This window comes from Azospirillum sp. HJ39 (assembly GCF_041507355.1).
GTDB classification, from domain to species: domain Bacteria; phylum Pseudomonadota; class Alphaproteobacteria; order Azospirillales; family Azospirillaceae; genus Azospirillum; species Azospirillum thiophilum.
This window is the reverse complement of sequence record NZ_CP167905.1, coordinates 688,685-705,717: the sequence shown is the minus strand read 5'-3', so window position 1 is coordinate 705,717 and position 17,033 is coordinate 688,685. Positions and strand designations below refer to the sequence as shown.

Here is a 17,033-nt window from a genome sequence, read left to right as displayed (position 1 = left end):
CATGATCGGAGTTCTGATCTATCCGGATTTCCAGCTGCTGGACGCCGCAGGGCCCATATCCGTGTTCGAGATCGCAGGGCGCTTTGCGGGCAAGGCGCCGGCGATCCGGATGTATGCCACCGATGCGGGGCCGGTGCGGAGTTCCTCCGGCGTCGAGACGCTCGCATATGGCCTGCGGTCCGCCAAGTCCGTCACCACCTTGATCGTGGCCGGAGGCGAGGGAGTGACGGCGGCGGCGGGATGCCGGACGACGCTTGCCTTCGTGCGGCGGCTCGCAAGCCGGGGCGTGCGGATCGCGAGCGTCTGTTCCGGAGCCTATGTCCTGGCCGAGGCCGGGCTGCTGCAAGGCCGCCGCGCCACGACCCATTGGTGCCGGACGCAGGACTTCATCGCACGCTATCCCGGGGTGAAGCTCGAGCCGGACAAGATTTTCACCTGCGATGGCGGAGTGTGGACATCGGCGGGCATCACCGCCGGGATCGACCTTGCGCTTGCGCTGGTCGCCGAGGATCATGGCGACGCGATCGCACAGATGACCGCACGCCAGCTCGTGCTCTACCACCGCCGAAGCGGCAGGCAGACGCAATTCTCGCCTCTGCTCGACCTGAAGGATCCGAAGGGCCGCTTCGAGGCGCTGCTGTCCTGGGCCCGTGAGCATCTCGACGAGGCTCTGACCGTGGAGGTTCTCGCCGAGCGCGTCGGCATGAGCTCACGGCATTTTGCCCGGACCTTCATCGCCGAGACCGGCATGACCCCGTCGAAGGCGATCGAGAAGCTGCGCATCGAGGTCGCGCGGTCGTGGATCGAATCCTCCAGCGAGATGATCGAACGCGTGGCCCAGATCACCGGCTTCGGCGATCCCGAGCGGATGCGCCGGGCTTTCATCCGCGTCTTCGGCCAGGCGCCGCAAGCCCTGCGGCGCGCCGCGCGCGCTGCGAAGGCTCCCCTCCCGACCCGGTGACAGTGCTTGAATCCCGAGAGAGGCACGGGTCCGCCCGCCATCCTCCCCTAGGAGGATGGCGGTCAAGGGGACGCCCCGCCAAAGTAAGAAAGTTAACATAATCTGGTAGGCATATCGGCCGGACCCAAACGGTCGGAAATGGTGCTGCAACCAGAACGGGGAGCTTGCACGTAGTCTCCGCCTTTCAACGACGAATGCCGGGCCGAGTACCGGGCCGAGTACCGGATTGGGCCACACCGTCCTTGTCGATGGACGAGTCAAAGACCGCTTGCGATCCGATGATGCCGTTTCAGGGTCGCAATGGGGTTTCTGAGGACTGTCGGAACATTCGACTGGCGAAGAGGGCAGGGACGTTGTCGGGCGGAGGGAACCATCGCGCCACAGCAATCGCAATGACCGACTCAGCGCAGGGACGACGGGAAACATGCACCATCATCGAAGCCTATCCATCAAGTCTTGGTTCCGTTTCGCGATCCGGATATCTACGGCTGCGGCTGCATTTTCGGCCATGGCGATCGTGGCCGATGTTTCGGCGGCTGAAATCTCGGATGGCGTGGTGCGGATCGGCATCATAAACGATCAATCGGGCGCATTGTCCGATTTGGCGGGGCCCGGGTCGGTCGTCGCCGCCAAATTGGCGATCGAGGACTTTCAAAAATTGAAGCCTGACCTGAAGGTCGAGCTTGTCACCGCCGACCATCAGAACAAGGCCGACATCGGTTCCCAGGTCGTGCGCCGGTGGTTCGATGTCGACGGCGTCGACATGATCGCCGATGTCGGAAACTCCGCCGTGGCATTGGCGATCCAATCGATTGCCCGGGACAAGAACAAGATCGTCATCTATTCGGCGGTCGGAACGACAGAGATCAGCGGCAAGCAATGCTCGCCGACGGGCATCGCGTGGCTTCATGACAATTACAATCTGGTCGCCGCCCCGATCCGCAAGCTCGTCTCGGAAGGGCAGGACAGCTGGTTCTTCGTTGCCGCCGACTACGCCTTCGGCAGGAACATGGTGGCGGAGTCTCAGCGGATATTGTCCGAGATCGGTGGAAAATCGGCCGGTGCGGTCTTCCATCCGCTCGGCACCGTCGACTACAGCTCGTTCATTCTGCAGGCAAGCGGCTCTCAGGCAAAGGTCATCGCCTTTGCGAATGCCGGCGACCAGCTCGTCGCCGCCATGAAGCAATGGAACGAGTTCGGCATGAACACGGGCTCGCAGAAGGTGGTTGCCGAACTCATGTTTCTGACCGACGTGCACAGCATGGGGCCGGAGATCGCAAAAGGATTGACGACCGTCACCGCCTGGTATTGGGACCTGAATGACGAAACCAGGGCCTTCGGCCGGCGCTTCTACCAAGCCCGCAACAGAATGCCGACGGCACCCCAGGCCGCGGTCTATTCCGCCGTGCTGCATTACCTGAAGGCCGTCGCGGCGGCCGGTACGGATTCGACCGCAGCCGTCATGGAAAAGATGCGATCGATGCCCGTCGACGATTTCTATGCGCGTGGAGCGATGCTGCGTGCTGACAACAAGCTCGTCCACGATTTCTACCTGGTCCAGGTCAAGGAACCGGCCGAGGTGAAGGGCCCCTGGGAATATTACAAGCTGGTCGCGACGATCCCCGCAAGCGAGGCTTACCTGCCGCTGAGCCAGAGCGAGTGCCCGCTGGTCAGCACGGCAAGCAACCGGAAATGAAGGGTCGGCTGATCGCGGAGACGCCGCTGCGGCTTCTCGATGCGCTTATCCACCGTCAGCCACAAAGAACGCGGGAGCGCGACCTTGAATGACGACATCATTTTGGAGGCCCGGGGCCTTTCCAAGGAGTTCAAGGGCTTCGTCGCGGTCAAGGAGGTGAACCTGCAGGTGAAGCGGGGCACCATCCATGCGCTGATCGGCCCGAACGGCGCCGGCAAGAGCACGGTGTTCAACCTGCTCACCAAGTTCCTGACGCCCACCCGCGGCCGGATCCTCTACAAGGGCCGCGACATCACCAGGACCAAGCCGGCCGACATCGCGCTGATGGGCTTGGTGCGGTCCTTCCAGATCTCGGCCGTCTTCCCGCATCTCAGCGTGCTGGAGAATGTCCGCGTCGCCCTCCAGCGCCCGCTCGGCACCAGCTTCCATTTCTGGAAGTCGGAGTCGTCGCTCTACGACCTGCATGACCGGGCGCTGGAGCTGATCGAGGCGGTCAACCTCTCCCCCTGGGCCGGGCACACCGCCGCCGAGCTGCCCTATGGCCGCAAGCGCGCGCTCGAGATCGCCACCACCCTGGCGCTCGACCCCGAGGTGATGCTGCTCGACGAGCCGCTGGCCGGTATGGGCCATGAGGACATCGAGGGCACCGCGGCCCTGATCAAGCGCGTCGCCGCCGACCGCACCGTGCTGATGGTCGAGCACAACCTCTCGGTCGTCGCCCACCTGTCCGACACCATCACCGTGCTCCGCCGCGGCGAGATCCTTGCCGAGGGACCATACGAGGTGGTGTCGAAGAACCCGCAGGTGATGGAAGCGTACATGGGCACTGGGGGGACCGGACATGCCTGACGGGATGCAGACGAAAACCGCCCAAGTGGGAACGGCGATGCTTGAGATTTCCGACCTGCACGGCTTCTACGGCGAGAGCCATGTGCTGCACGGCGTCAGCCTGGAGGTGCGCCACGGCGAGGTGGTGACGCTGCTGGGCCGCAACGGCGCCGGCAAGACCTCGACCATGCGCGCCGTGATGGGCATCATGGGCAAGCGCACCGGCTCGATCCGCTTCCAGGGCCAGGAGCTGACCGGCATGGCCCAGCACAGGATCCCGCGGCTCGGCATCGGCTATGTGCCGGAGGAGCGCGGCATCTTCTCGAGCCTCAGCGTCGACGAGAACCTGACGCTGCCGCCGGTGGTGAAGGAGGGCGGCATGACCGTCGCCCAGATCTACGAGCTGTTCCCCAACCTGAAGGGCCGCGGCTCGACCCAGGGCACGCGGCTGTCGGGCGGCGAGCAGCAGATGCTGGCGATCGCCCGCATCCTGCGCACCGGCGCCACCCTGATCCTGCTGGACGAGCCGACCGAGGGGCTGGCTCCCGTCATCATCGAGCAGATCGGCGTGGCGGTGCGGGCGCTCAAGGCGCGCGGCTTCACCATCCTGCTGGTCGAGCAGAATTTCCGCTTCGCCGCCACCATCGCCGACCGCCATTACGTCATGGAGGAGGGGCATGTGGTGGACATGATCCCCAACGACCGGCTCAACGCCAACATGGACAAGCTCCACACCTATCTCGGCGTGTGAAGCGGGAGACGAGAGACCCACCATGTCCCATCTGCTCGGCATTCCGCCGCAGGCCCTGTTCGGCCAGCTGCTGCTCGGCCTGATCAACGGTTCCTTCTATGCGCTGCTCAGCCTCGGGCTGGCCGTGATCTTCGGCATGCTCAACGTCGTCAACATGGCGCACGGCGCCCTGTACATGGTCGGCGCCTTCGTGGCGTGGCTGTTGCTGACCTATGCCGGCATCGGCTATTGGGGGGCGCTGGTGCTGGCGCCGCTGGCGGTCGGCGCCGTCGGGCTGGTGCTGGAGCGCACGCTGCTGCGCCGGCTCTACACGGTCGACCATCTCTATGGGCTGCTGCTGACCTTCGGGCTGGCGCTGATCCTCGAGGGCGCCTTCCGCCACCAATATGGCGTGTCGGGCCAGCCCTATCCGATCCCCGACCTGCTGAAGGGCGGCACCAACCTGGGCTTCATGTATCTGCCGACATATCGTGGCTGGGTGGTGGCGGCGTCGCTGCTGGTGTGCCTGGGCACTTGGTTCGCCATCGAGCGGACGAAGCTGGGGGCGTATCTGCGGGCGGCGACGGAGAACCCGACGCTGGTGCAGGCCTTCGGCATCAACGTGCCGGTGATGGTGTCGCTGACCTACGGCTTCGGGGTGGCGCTGGCCGGGCTGGCCGGGGTGCTGGCGGCGCCGATCTACCAGGTGTCGCCGCTGATGGGCTCCAACATCATCATCGTGGTGTTCGCGGTGGTGGTGATCGGCGGCATGGGCTCGATCCTCGGCGCCATCGTGACCGGGCTGGGGCTGGGGTTGCTGGAGGGGCTGACCAAGCTGGTCTACCCGGAGGCCTCCAACATCGTGGTGTTCGTGATCATGGCCGTGGTGCTGATGGTGAAGCCGGCCGGCCTGTTCGGACGGGAGAGATAAGCGATGAGCATGCAAACCCAGGCGCTGCCGCGGACGGGGATGGAGGCGGGGGCGCGCAAGGCGCTGCTGCTGGGGGGCGGGCTGCTGCTGGCGGTGCTGGCGCCGTTCCTGCTGTATCCGGTGTTCCTGATGAAGCTGCTGTGCTTCGCGCTGTTCGCCTGCGCCTTCAACCTGCTGATCGGCTTCGCCGGCCTGTTGAGCTTCGGCCATGCCGCCTTCTTCGGCGGGGCGGCCTACATCGCCGCCCACACGGTGAAGGAATGGGGCTGGGCGCCGGAGGCGGGGCTGCTCGCCGCCACCGCCGTCGCCGGGCTGATGGGGCTGGTCTGCGGGTCGATCGCCATCCGGCGGCAGGGCATCTACTTCGCCATGATCACGCTGGCGCTGAGCCAGATGATCTTCTTCCTGGCGCTGCAGCTTCCCTTCACCCATGGCGAGGACGGCATCCAGGGTGTGCCGCGCGGCACGCTGTTCGGGCTGTTCGACCTGACCCAGCCGCTGACGATGTATTACGTCGTGCTGGCGATCTTCCTCGGCGGCTTCGCGCTGGTGTGGCGCACGGTCCATTCGCCGTTCGGGCAGGTTCTGAAGGCGATCCGCGAGAACGAGCCGCGGGCGGTGTCGCTCGGCTACCGCACCGACCGCTACAAGCTGGTGGCCTTCGTGCTGTCGGCAAGCCTGGCGGGGCTGGCCGGCGGGACCAAGGCGCTGGTGTTCCAGCTGGCCTCGCTGACCGACGTGACGTGGCAGATGTCGGGCGAGGTGGTGCTGATGACGCTGCTCGGCGGCATGGGCACGCTGCTCGGCCCGGTGGTGGGGGCGGCGCTGGTGGTCACGCTGGAAAGCTACCTCGCCGCCACCAGCCTGCCGGTGCCGGTCGTCATCGGCTGCATCTTCGTCGTCTGCGTCCTGCTGTTCCGCAGGGGCATCGTCGGGGAGATCGTCGCGCGCATCGACGCCAACGGCAGGAAGCCCGGTTAACCAGGGGCCGTGGCCGCCACGCCTTATCGTCATTCGGAGGCTGTCATGACGAGTAGAGACATCCTGAGCCGTCTGGTCGGTTTCGACACGGTCAGTTCGAAGTCCAATCTGGCGCTGATCGACTGGGTCCGCGATTATCTGGACCAATACGGAATCCGCTCCGACCTGATCCATGACGAGACCGGGACCAAGGCCCATCTGTGGGCGACGGTCGGACCCGAGTGCGACGGCGGCATCGTGCTGTCGGGCCATACCGATGTGGTGCCGGTGGACGGCCAATCCTGGAGCAGCGATCCCTTCACCCTGACCGAACGCGATGGCAAGCTCTTCGGCCGTGGCACGGCCGACATGAAGGGCTTCATCGCGGTCGCGCTGAATGCCGTGGAACGCTTCAAGGCGGCATCGCTCGACCGGCCCGTGCATCTCGCTTTTTCCTTCGACGAGGAGATCGGCTGCATCGGTGTGCCGAGTCTGCTGGAGGCCATCCGTCGGCGCGGCATCCGACCGGCAGCCTGCATCGTCGGCGAGCCGACCATGATGAAGCTGGTGATCGGCCATAAGGGCATCCTGTGCGCCCATGGCCATGTCCGCGGCTTTGAATGCCACAGCTCGACGGCGCCAGAGGGCGTCAATGCCGTCCAGTATGCCGCCCGGATCATCGATTTCGTTCGGCGGGAGAGCGAGCGGCGCTATCGGGAGGGGCCGTTCGACCACCGCTTCACCCCATCCTCGACCACTTTGCATGTCGGCACGGTGCATGGCGGCACGGCGTTCAACATCGTGCCGCGGGACTGCCGGTTCGACCTGGAGATCCGTCATCTGCCGACCGAGGATCCCCACCGGATCCTGCAATCGGTCGAAAGCCATTGCCGCGACGTGCTGGAACCGGAGATGCGCGCCGTCGCCCCCGACACCGGCATCACCCTGTCGGTGTTCTGCGACACCCCGGGATTCGTTGCCGATCCCGACTCCGACATCGCCGCTCTCGTGCGGCGGATCACCGGCGACAACGACAGCGCCGTCGTCGCCTACACCACCGAGGCCGGTCATTTCAGCCGGGAAGGCTACCCGACCATCGTCTGCGGTCCGGGCTCCATGGCCCAGGGCCACAAGCCCGACGAGTTCATCGAAGTATCTCAATTGGCGGCCGGAGACCGCTTCATGGAGGCGCTGGCCGGCGCGCTCGGCCGCGTCAGCCCGCCGCGCCCCTTGCCTTGACGAAATCGAGGAAGGCCCGGAGCGGCGCCGGCACCAGGCGCCGTCCGGGATAATAGAGGAAGGGGCCGGAAAAGGACTGCCACCACGGCTCGAGCACCGGTTCCAGCGCCCCGCTGTCCAGATGCGGCTGCAGCCATTGCTCGAACAGGTGGATCACTCCGGTACCGGAGATCGCCGCTTCGATCGCAAGCTCCATGGCGCTTCCCGAACCCACCACCAGCGGCCCGGATGGGTCCAGCCGGATCACCTCCCCCTGGCGCTCGAACTCCCAGGGAGGCATGGCACCGCTGGAAAAGCGCCCGCGCAAGCATGCATGGGCCATCAGGTCGCGGGGGTGTTCGGGATGCCCACTCGCTGCAAGGTAGGAGGGCGAGGCCGCGGTCGCGAAGCGCTGCCGGCGTGGACCGATGGGGACGGCGATCATATCCTGCTCCAGCCGTTCGTCGTAGCGGATGCCGGCGTCGCACCCGGCGGCGAGCACGTCGACGAAGCTGTCCTCCGCCATCACCTCCAACTGTATCTCCGGATAGGCTGCGAGGAAGGGCGGCACGATCGCCGGCAGGACCAACCGCGCCGCGACGACGGGCACGTTGAGCCTGAGAGTGCCCGCCACGCGGTCACGGTAGCCGTTCACCACGTCGAGTGCGGCATCCACCTCGCGCAGGGCCGGGCCGAGCCGGTCCAGCAGCCGCTCGCCCGCTTCGGTCGGTACCACGCTCCGCGTGGTGCGGTTGAGCAGCCTGACGCCGAGTTGCACCTCCAGCCGCCGCACGGCTTCGCTGAGGGCTGAGGCGCTGATGTTGCCCGCACGTGCGGCGTCGCGAAAGCCGCGTGCCCGCGCCACGGCGACGAAGGCGTTCAGGTCTCCCAAGTCATGTCGCATTGTTCGAAAATCCGCACGGGTTGTCCCTATTGTGCAGACTAATCGGACAGGACCGTCCCCGCTAGATTTGGTCGAGCCATCAAGGAGACGATCATGTCCAGCATCGACAAGTCCGGTAGTTTTTCCCTCGGCGGGGCGGCGGTAAGGCGGCTCGGCTACGGAGCCATGCAACTCGCCGGTCCCGGCGTGTTCGGTCCTCCGAAAGACCGCGATGCCGCGATCGCCGTGCTGCGCCACGCCATCGAGGCGGGCGTGAACCACATCGACACCAGCGACTTCTATGGTCCGCATGTCACCAACCGGTTGATCCGCGAAGCGCTGGCGCCCTATCCTGACGATCTGCTGATCGTAACCAAGATCGGCGCGCGGCGCGGCGACGATGCTTCCTGGCTGCCGGCGGCGTCGCCCGACGAACTGCGGCAGGCCGTGCATGACAATCTGCGCAACCTCGGTCTGGACGTGCTCGACGTCGTCAATCTGCGGCTGTGGGGCGAGAACGGCCATGCTCCCGCCGAAGGACCGGTCGAGCAGGCGTTGAGTGTGCTGGCCGAACTCCAGCAACGGGGTCTGGTGCGGCACATCGGCCTCAGCAACGCAACGCCCAGCCAGATCGACGAGGCCCGCCGCATCTGCGGGATCGTCTGCGTGCAGAACCACTACAATCTCGTGCACCGGGCGGACGATGGCTTGATCGACGATCTAGCCGGCAAAGGGATCGCCTATGTGCCGTTCTTTCCGCTCGGCGGCTTCACACCGCTCCAGTCCGGCACATTGTCCGGCGTCGCCGGCCGTTTGGGTGCGACGCCCATGCAGGTGGCGCTCGCCTGGCTGTTGCAGCGCGCACCCAACGTCCTGCTGATTCCAGGAACCTCTTCGGTCGGACATCTGCGGGAGAATCTGGCGGCGGCGGAACTGGAGTTGCCCGCCGACGCGGTCGAAGCATTGGATCGCATGGCCTGACTGCCGCATACCGGCCGGTCCGGCTGATGCAGGTCCGGCAAATGCGATATTCATCCGGCAGAGGCCGGAGTCTGCCAGCAGCCGACGGCACCCCGATTGGAAATAGTCGAGGTGCCAGCGGCTTCGGGCGGCACCCCTACGGTCCATGGTGCGCCCCTTCGAACGGGATGTTTCCATCCATATCGGGAACGGCAGTCTTATCGACATCGGATCCCTGTCCCGTTGTCGAAATCGATGAGCAGCTTAAGGCGTCGCATGTCCAAGAAGTTAGACGCTATGAATGCGATTCCTGCCTGCATAGTGTTTGAGTTTATATCAGGTACAACGTAATTCCGCACGATATAAAACAAAACAATGATAATCGTAATAATGCAATTTTCTCTTTAGTATACTGCTAACGTTGTATTGACATCATACTGATAGTATTTGTATATTTTTCTGGCACAAAGGGTATTTACTTATGAAGAGCCCGTTCTGTCTCAGGCAGCGGGCTCTTTTTTTGCGATGGGAAATACCCGTCAATTGCGGCTCGTTGTTCTCGTAAAAGTTGATCGGCATTGCTCCATTCCAGCTCACGGGGATGTACGGTTCCAACTTGCGACAGGGCGTGTCCCGGTAAAGCTTCAGTTGTTTCTGTGAAGTGGGCTGATTGGAAAGGCCGAGGCGATCCCGAGACGCTGATGCGCCGCTAGGGCGGAGGTCACCTCCGTTCCATCTTCTCCTTCAGGCCCGCAAGACCGGCCTGCATGAAATTGGCCATCGCAGTCTGGGCGGCCGTATCGTCGAGCGTCTCAGGCGGGTAGTTCCCGGTGTCGCCGCGGTAGAAGCGTGCCGACCATCGCACCATGCTGCCGTTTTCCGGGGCTCCGCTCACCGTGAGGGTGGCCGAGTAGAAACTGACGGGAAAGGCCTCGAGGTTCGGCTTGATCAGGCGATAGGAAAGGCTGCGTCCGCCGGCATCCAGCTCGTCGAGGCTCTCGACCAGCATGCCGCCGTCGCGCAGCGTCAGGGTCCGTTCGGCATTGCTGGCGGTTTCCGCCGCCACCGTGCAGGCCGCGACCAGCGGATGCCATCCTGCGAGACCTGCGAAATCCGCGATCATCCCCCACACCAGCGCGGGGGTGGCCGCGATGACGACGCCTTCCTCCGCCTTCTGCGGGGTCGGGCCGTGGGCCGAAACGGGTGCGCTCGATACCAGGAGTGCGGCGATCAGGAGGAGTCGGTTCAACATCGGGTCAACCTTTTCCGGTGAGCGGATGGGCAGGGCGGCGGCGCAGACGCTCCAGGGCCGGCAGCAGGCCGTAGACGGCCAGCAGGGCCAGCAACGCCAAGCCTGCGGGAAGGGGGCGGAGGTCCACCGCGGCAACGATGGGGCGGCCGGCGGCGTGGCGTTTCAGTGCGGCTTCAAGGGCGTCCGGGCCGGTCGGACGGGCGTAGCCAAGCCCGGTCCGCTGCGCCAGCTCTTGCAGATAGGGCTCGCGAACCGCAGTCAGGTGCTCGGCTCCGGCCAGCGGGGCCGCGCCGAACGGGGCATTGCGTGGATGCCAGCCTTCGCGGGCGGCCGCATCCGCCGGCGGCGGGCCGACGCGTGACTCGTGGGGCACGTCGGCGGCCTGGACGAAGCCGATCTCGCGCCCCCGGTCGTCGAACCGGGGGATCGGCACCGGAACCGTACCGCCGACGCCGACGATCACGCCGTTCACCTCTCCCGGCCGCCCTTCGAACGGCGGCGGACCCGACAGCGGAAGCGGCGGAGCCTCCTGCCCGTCGGTCAGGAAGACCAGGCTGCTCCCCAGGTCGCGGGCGATGGCGATGGCGCTGTCGAGCCCCGAAGCGATCCGGCTGTCCCCCTCCCAGGCCATGCGCCAGTCGAGCGACGCGATTGCCCCGTCGATGGCCGCATAGTTTCCGCAGGTTTCGATCGGCCCGAACAACAGGAAGCTGCGCCGCTCCGTGAAGATGCCGAGGCCGGCGCGGGATCCGCAGGGCAGGCGGGCCAGCAGCGCGCGAAGCTCATGCTTCACGAACTCCAGCCGGCTCACCGTGCGCCCTTCGACCGTCTGGTCGCGCGCGTTCATGCTGCCTGTGATGTCGGTGACGAACAGCAGATCGAAGCCGAGGCGCGACGCCGTGGCCTCCGGCCGGGCGAGGGCCGCCAGCAGGCCGAGGAACGCCAGGACGAGCAGCCGGAAGCGCATGTCGCGTGAAGCCCGCGGCGTCATGGCAGGCCTCTCGGCAGGCCGGGCAGGTCCGACCACAGCCGCACCGGCAACTCGGGCGGCTCCTCCTCCGGCACGCGGTCGATCTGGGGAAAATCCCGCACCAGGCGCATGGCGACGTCGAGATTGTATTTCGCGTCCCACAGCCCCGGACCGAGCGCGAGCGAGTGCCGGTAGCCGTCCTTGGCCAACCGGACCAGCGCCCCGGCGGCATCGATCCGCCCGGCTTCGAGCAGGGAAAGCGCCGCGCGCAGACGGGCGTTGGCAAGGTCGTATTGCGCCGCGGCAGCGATCCCGTTCCGGCCGGGCGGCAGGCGGTCGACCATGATCTGCGCCTCTTCGAAACGGTCCCGCACCATCAGGAAATGGGCGCGGGCGAACCGCAGCTCGGCGACGGCCGTCTCATCCACCGGCAGATCCCGGCCGCCCGACAGCCCGGCGATCAGCCGGTTGTCCCGCATGGCGAGCAGCAGGCCGCCGGTGCAGGCCGCACAGGCGCCGAGCGCCAGCGCCAGCAATCCCCAGAGCGCGCCGGACAGGAGAGGTCCGCGCCACCGCATCGCACGCAACGATCCGGCATGCGCGGCGGCCGGTGCCGGGTTGGGGGCATCGGTCATGGTGCCCGCGCCTTTCCGTGCCGGATGACGCCGCCGCCGTCCGCCGCGACCCGTCCGCCGGCGGGCCGCCGCTCGGCCAGCTTGGCGAGCATCAGGAGCCCGACACAGGCAGCAGCGCCGGCATAGGCCGCACCGGCCAGATCGCGACGCGGGATGCGCTCCCAAAAGCGGACCGGACGGGATTCGAGCGAATCGATCTCGCCGATGGCGGCTTCGACCGCCTGTGCGCTCGTCGCCTCGAAGGCGCGGTAGGAGACGCCGAGACCGGCGAGGAAGCGGTGAAGATGACGCTCCGGCATCGCCTGCGGCGTGTCCTCGCCCGGATTCTGCGGCTCGTCGAAAATGCCGCGGCTTCCCTTGGTCCGCAGGAACAGCCAATAGAGATGCAGCGGCGTCCGGACCGCGGCGTCGCGCAGCGCCTCCTGCACCCGTCGGTCTATCACCGCCGCGCCGTCCGACACCAGCAGAACGGCATGACCCGGGTCGGGTCCGCCGTCGGGCCTGTCCAGCGCCACCATCGAGAAGGCGAGCACGAGGCCCCGCCCGACATCTGTGTAGGCCAGGCCGGGCCGATCGATCGCGCCGATCGCCGCCAGCACCGCCGCCCGCTGGTCGGTGACCGGCAGCACCGGCATCGGCGCCGTCGAGAAGGCGACGATGCCGACGCGGTCGTGGGGCCGGCGGGCCAGAAGCTGGATGAGCAGGCGCCGGGCCGTGGCCGACTTCGTTTCCTCGTCGCCATCGGGCGGACGGCCGGCGAAGCCGTCGTCCATGCTGCTGCTGCGGTCGAGCAGCAGGACGAGAGGCGCCCCCCGGCCGATCCGCTCCACATCCAGCGCCACCCGATGCAGGCCGGCGAGACCCAGGATGAGCGTCAAGATGGCCAGGGCGGCGGCAAGCCTCAGGCCGATGTCGATGCCGGTGGAAACCGGATCCCGCGGAAGGAACGAAAGGGAGGGGAGGGCCGACGGGACGAAGAGCGGCGTCGCCAGAGGAAGCGCGGCGAGCGGCAGCAGCAGGAGTATGGCGGGATCGTCGAAAGCCAGGGTCATCCCGCCGCCCTTTCCGCTGCGGCCAGCCGGCGCCCCAGTGCCACCAGCCCCTCGGGTGGCAGGAGACGAAAGGCCGCGGCGCCGTCGGTGCGAAAGAACGCCTGCCTGGACGCGGCAAAGAAGCGTTCGATGTCGCTCCGCAGCGGGCGGAATGCCGGAGCCGCATCGAGGAACATCGGCAGGTCGTCGGCCAGAATCCGACGCTTCGCGGTGGCGTCGAAGGCGCGATGGAGGGTGAGCAGGGCGGCGCGGTAGGCCTCCATGTCGGCGCCGTCCCGCAGGCTGCGGCGCAGATCGCGGACGGAGCGGGCGAAGGGGCGCCGGGCACGGGCGCGGAACGGCCACCAGCCACGGTGACGGGCGATCAGGCCGAGCAGCAGAAGGGCGGAGCCGCTGGAGCCCCCGGTCGCCATCAGCCAGCCCGACAGCGGAACGCCCCGCGGAGCAGCGTCGGGCCGCAGATAGGTGCCGGTTTCGTCGCGCTGCGGGCGGATCTCGCGCAATGGCGATGTCAGGAAAGTCCAGGCGGGAACCGTGGCCTCGGCCCGTTCGGCGCCGTCCTGCAGCGTCAGGGCGATGGGAGGGATCTCCAGCGCCAGCGGTTCGAGCGGCGCGTAGAAGGTCTGATACTCCAGATGCAGCCGGTGACGCCGCAACCCGCCGCGATCGCCGAGATCCTCCAGTTCGACTCCCCTCAATTCGAGCCAATAGGTCAGCGGACCCGGCCTGGGGAGCGAGGCGGCCACCACCCGGAGGCCCGGATCGGCGGTGATGGTGACCTCATGGCGGATGATGTCGCCGATGAAGAAGCCGAAGGGCCGCGGACCGGAGAGCTCCACCGAACGGACGGCGGCGGCCGTGGCGGAGGCTGCCGGTACGGCCAGGGCCAGGGCGATGCAGAGGGCGATGCGGAGGGAAAGGGCCGGTGAGTGGCGCATGGCGGTGTTCATCCGGCGGCCAGATGTTCGGCCAGGGCGTCGGCATCGAACCCATCGGTGAGGATGAACGGTGCGCGCCCATGCCGCCTGAACAGACGGTCGAGCGCGGCCCGGTGGGCCAGGGCTGCCTGGTGCCACGCCGCGCGCAGGCCGGGCCGCATCACCGCAAGCCGCCGCCGCCCGGTTTCCAGGTCGCGCAGCGCAACCAGCCCCCAGCCCGGCAGGTCGGCCTCCTCGCCGCCGTCGCGGAGCAGAACGGGAAGGACATCGTGCCGCCACAGCCGGTCGAACACGGATGCCACCAGATCGAGCGGCAGCAGGAAGTCCGAGATCAGCACGACCAGACTCCGCCGTGCCGGAAGCCGGTCGGCCATCTCCAGCAGCCCTTGCGCGCTCGATCCTTGCGGCATTGCCCCCAGGAGACGCGCCCAGGCATCGGTTTCCACGCCCCGGCGGTGGGTCGGGGGAATGAAGATGTCCTCGCGCACGCCGGCATCGCAGCCGACCAGCCCGAACCGGTCGCCCATCTTGCCGGCCGAAACCGCCAGCGTGGCGCAGAGCGCGGCGACACTCTCCATCCGCGTGACCCGCCCGGCAAATCCCATCGATCCCGACAGGTCGACCACCGCCACCACCGCGACGGCGGTGCGGCGGGCGAAGCTGCGCACCTGCACCTCACCCATCGGATCGCGCGCCGTCTCGCGCAGATCGATGCGCCGCGGGTCGGGATGCTGCCAGAGCGGCCGGTGACGGAGGAACACGCCGTCGCCGCCCTCGCCGCCGCCGGGATGCGCCCCGGCCCGCGCGCCGCCCGGACGCCAGCGCAGCCGGTAGGGAATGGGGGTGGACGGCATCATGGCGCCGGCACCCGTTCGAACACCGCGCGGCACAATGCCTGCACGACGGGCGCGCGGCGCCGTTCATAGACCGGATCCAGGAAGATGCGGTGGGCCATGACCTCGAAGAAGACGTCGCGCAGATCCTCGGGCACCACCATGTCGCGTCCCTCCAGCCACGCCCTGACGCGGGCCGCCCGAACCAGGAAGGAGACGCCGCGGGGGCTGGCGCCGCCGATCACCAGCCTTGCGGTGTCGACGCCGTCCAGCACGATCCCATGACGGTGCGGATCGCGGACCGCTCCCCACAGCGCGATGGTATAGGCTTCGATCGCATCGCTCGCCTGTACCGTACTCTGGATCGCCTCGGCGGCGGCGGGCAGGCCGGCGACGTCGAGGATGCCCTCGGGAACGGTGGCGACCAGCCGGTCGATGTCGTGGAAGCGCGTGTCGAACACCAGCCGGCGCCGGATCGCCTCGTCCGCCGGCATGGGAACCTCGATCTCCATGAAGAAGCGGTCCCGGGCTGCGGCCGGCAGCTCGAACGTCTCCTCCTGCTCGACCCGGTTGCGGTCGGCGAAGAGCTGAAGATGGGGAAAGCGGTAGTCGCGGTTGAAGGCGGAGACGCTGCGCTCGGCCATCAGCCGCAGCAGCAGCGAATGGACCTGGGGGCGGGCGCGGTTGATCTCGTTGAAGAAGAAGATCGACAATTCCTCTCCCTGGCGCAGGAGCGGCCCGGGTTCCACGCGCGGCCGGCCGTCCTCGGCGAGATGGGCGTGGTAGACGAGATCCGTCGGCATCAGGTCGATGGTCCCGTCGATGCGTTCGAAAGCGCCGCCGACGACGCGCGCAAGCGCGCGCAGCAGCGTCGTCTTGCCGACCCCGACGTCACCTTCCAGCAGGACATGGCCGCGGGCGAAGACGGCGATCGTCAGCAGGCGGATGACCCGCTCCTGGCCGATCACCACCTTGCCCACCTCCCGCTGCACCTCGTCGGCGCAGGCCAGCCAGTCGCTCAGCGCCGCATCGGCGCCGCGGACAACACGCATCATGGCCCCTTCCACATCCTGCCCGGCCGTCGTGGACGGCGTCGCGACGTTTACCGCGTCCGTTCACGGTGTCCGTTCACTGCGTCGGGATTTTCTTCACGTCATAGACGAAGGTGCCGGTCTTCTTGAAATGGTCGACCCGCTGTCGGTTCCGCTCGTCCATGGCCTTGATGGATTCCTGTTGCTTGTTGAGTTCCATCGGGTCGTGCTTGGGATCGTACTTGGAGCCGGCGATCTTCGCGGGATAGCCCGGCTTCGGCTCCCAGCAATTGCCGGGCGCCTTGCAGTTGGTGCCGTCATAGGCGGCCGCCGGAAGGGCGGTGCCGGCCAGCACCGCGGCCACGGCCATGGCGGCGAGCACGGCACCGGCGCGGCCGGATTCCGCCGTCGGCTTGGTCATCGGCTTCGTCATCGTTATGATCCTTTCCCGTTCGGTGCGGCGGCCGGAGGGACCGCCGCCATGGTTCCACGCGCTGTCCTGTCCAGACCGGTTCGAATGCATCGGCTTGACCGCATCAATTCACCGCTGCCCGGCATTGGCCGGGCTCGGCGGGGGCCTGTGCCGTTTCCACCCGCGCCGACGAATAGGGCTTGAAGGCGCGGCGCTGGTCCTCACTGAGCCACTCCGCCCCGCCCGGAGGGCCGGTGTAGACATGCCGGACCCAGGCCATCACCAGCAGGATGTCGTTGAGCGACAGCGCCCCGTACTGCGGCCCCATCTGCCCCTGGGCGCCGCCGAACACCGTCTCGAACAATCCCTTGTCCGTGGTGTTCTTCGGGTAGGTCCAGTAATCGTCGTTGAGCCCCGGCCCGATCTTGCCTTCGGCCACATGCCCATGGCAGCCGGAGCAGGCCGACAGGAAGATCTCGGCACCGACGGGCAGGCAGGACGCATTCTCGTTGTAGGGATTGTTGCCGGTTTCCAGGAAGGTCTTCACGGCCGGCGTGTCCCGGCCTTCCGGCAGCCCGTGGCTCAGGTCCAGCACCTCTCCGGTGACCGTGTTGTTGAAGGTCAGGGCCGCTTGGGCTCCCCAGGTTCCCACGGCGCCGAGAACGCCGCCGAGGGCGATTCGCAGGATCGTCTTTCTGTTCATTCCGCTTTGTCGCTCCCAAGGCAGCCATGGCTGGTCGACG

At 67.2% G+C, this 17,033-nt stretch carries 18 protein-coding genes; 8 read left to right on the top strand and 10 right to left on the bottom strand.

Annotated features, from left to right (window positions below; translation table 11 throughout):
* Window position 1: 1 nt before the first annotated feature.
* From ABMY26_RS03750 to argE, 7 genes are all read left to right on the top strand, one after another.
* Complete coding sequence (locus tag ABMY26_RS03750; protein WP_372394086.1) at window positions 2-961, top strand: GlxA family transcriptional regulator; 960 nt, start codon at window positions 2-4, stop codon at window positions 959-961.
* A gap of 508 nt (window positions 962-1,469) precedes the next feature.
* Complete coding sequence (locus tag ABMY26_RS03745; RefSeq protein ID WP_372394084.1) at window positions 1,470-2,657, top strand: ABC transporter substrate-binding protein; 1,188 nt, start codon at window positions 1,470-1,472, stop codon at window positions 2,655-2,657.
* A gap of 39 nt (window positions 2,658-2,696) precedes the next feature.
* Entirely contained in the window at window positions 2,697-3,506 is an 810-nt protein-coding gene (locus ABMY26_RS03740; protein ID WP_372394082.1) for an ABC transporter ATP-binding protein, read from the top strand.
* 37 nt (window positions 3,507-3,543) lie between these two features.
* Complete coding sequence (locus ABMY26_RS03735; RefSeq protein ID WP_372394080.1) at window positions 3,544-4,236, top strand: ABC transporter ATP-binding protein; 693 nt, start codon at window positions 3,544-3,546, stop codon at window positions 4,234-4,236.
* Between the two features lie 22 nt (window positions 4,237-4,258).
* A complete protein-coding gene (locus ABMY26_RS03730; protein WP_372394078.1) occupies window positions 4,259-5,146 on the top strand; it encodes a branched-chain amino acid ABC transporter permease in 888 nt (295 codons plus the stop codon).
* A 39-nt stretch (window positions 5,147-5,185) separates the two neighbouring features.
* On the top strand, window positions 5,186-6,127 hold the full coding sequence (locus tag ABMY26_RS03725; RefSeq protein ID WP_372395120.1) for a branched-chain amino acid ABC transporter permease: 942 nt from the start codon (window positions 5,186-5,188) through the stop codon (window positions 6,125-6,127).
* Window positions 6,128-6,172: 45 nt separating this feature from the next.
* Window positions 6,173-7,345, top strand: a complete 1,173-nt coding sequence (gene argE, locus ABMY26_RS03720; RefSeq protein WP_372394076.1) for an acetylornithine deacetylase — start codon at window positions 6,173-6,175, stop codon at window positions 7,343-7,345.
* Here argE and ABMY26_RS03715 read toward each other — a convergent pair.
* Complete coding sequence (locus tag ABMY26_RS03715) at window positions 7,320-8,228, bottom strand: LysR family transcriptional regulator (RefSeq protein WP_372394074.1); 909 nt, start codon at window positions 8,226-8,228, stop codon at window positions 7,320-7,322. The two genes, argE and ABMY26_RS03715, sit on opposite strands and share 26 nt — an antisense overlap.
* A 93-nt stretch (window positions 8,229-8,321) precedes the next feature.
* Between ABMY26_RS03715 and ABMY26_RS03710 the strand changes: the two genes are divergently transcribed.
* Window positions 8,322-9,188: an aldo/keto reductase family oxidoreductase gene (locus ABMY26_RS03710; protein WP_372394072.1), complete on the top strand. Its 867-nt coding sequence runs from the start codon at window positions 8,322-8,324 to the stop codon at window positions 9,186-9,188.
* 700 nt (window positions 9,189-9,888) lie between these two features.
* On the opposite strand, the gene ABMY26_RS03705 is transcribed toward ABMY26_RS03710, so the two are convergent.
* The 9 genes from ABMY26_RS03705 to moxG form a co-directional block, all read right to left on the bottom strand.
* A complete protein-coding gene (locus tag ABMY26_RS03705; protein WP_372394070.1) occupies window positions 9,889-10,419 on the bottom strand; it encodes an SRPBCC family protein in 531 nt (176 codons plus the stop codon).
* 4 nt (window positions 10,420-10,423) lie between these two features.
* On the bottom strand, window positions 10,424-11,410 hold the full coding sequence (locus ABMY26_RS03700) for a vWA domain-containing protein (RefSeq protein WP_372394068.1): 987 nt from the start codon (window positions 11,408-11,410) through the stop codon (window positions 10,424-10,426).
* Window positions 11,407-12,024 carry a hypothetical protein gene (locus ABMY26_RS03695; protein WP_372394066.1) on the bottom strand — a complete coding sequence of 206 codons (618 nt, stop codon included), beginning with the start codon at window positions 12,022-12,024 and terminating at the stop codon, window positions 11,407-11,409. Before ABMY26_RS03695 ends, ABMY26_RS03700 begins: the two co-directional genes overlap by 4 nt.
* Complete coding sequence (locus ABMY26_RS03690) at window positions 12,021-13,076, bottom strand: vWA domain-containing protein (protein ID WP_372394064.1); 1,056 nt, start codon at window positions 13,074-13,076, stop codon at window positions 12,021-12,023. The genes ABMY26_RS03695 and ABMY26_RS03690 overlap by 4 nt, the downstream gene beginning before the upstream one ends.
* Complete coding sequence (locus ABMY26_RS03685; protein ID WP_372394062.1) at window positions 13,073-14,014, bottom strand: hypothetical protein; 942 nt, start codon at window positions 14,012-14,014, stop codon at window positions 13,073-13,075. The genes ABMY26_RS03690 and ABMY26_RS03685 overlap by 4 nt, the downstream gene beginning before the upstream one ends.
* An 8-nt stretch (window positions 14,015-14,022) precedes the next feature.
* Complete coding sequence (locus ABMY26_RS03680; protein WP_372394060.1) at window positions 14,023-14,871, bottom strand: DUF58 domain-containing protein; 849 nt, start codon at window positions 14,869-14,871, stop codon at window positions 14,023-14,025.
* Window positions 14,868-15,902, bottom strand: coding sequence for an AAA family ATPase (locus tag ABMY26_RS03675; RefSeq protein WP_372394058.1), 1,035 nt, complete (start codon window positions 15,900-15,902; stop codon window positions 14,868-14,870). The genes ABMY26_RS03680 and ABMY26_RS03675 overlap by 4 nt, the downstream gene beginning before the upstream one ends.
* Before the next feature lie 73 nt (window positions 15,903-15,975).
* Window positions 15,976-16,311 (bottom strand): methanol dehydrogenase [cytochrome c] subunit, encoded by a 336-nt coding sequence (locus ABMY26_RS03670; protein WP_372394056.1) that lies wholly within the window; start codon window positions 16,309-16,311, stop codon window positions 15,976-15,978.
* Window positions 16,312-16,414: 103 nt separating this feature from the next.
* Complete coding sequence (moxG, locus tag ABMY26_RS03665; RefSeq protein ID WP_372394054.1) at window positions 16,415-16,993, bottom strand: cytochrome c(L), periplasmic; 579 nt, start codon at window positions 16,991-16,993, stop codon at window positions 16,415-16,417.
* Window positions 16,994-17,033 lie beyond the last annotated feature (40 nt).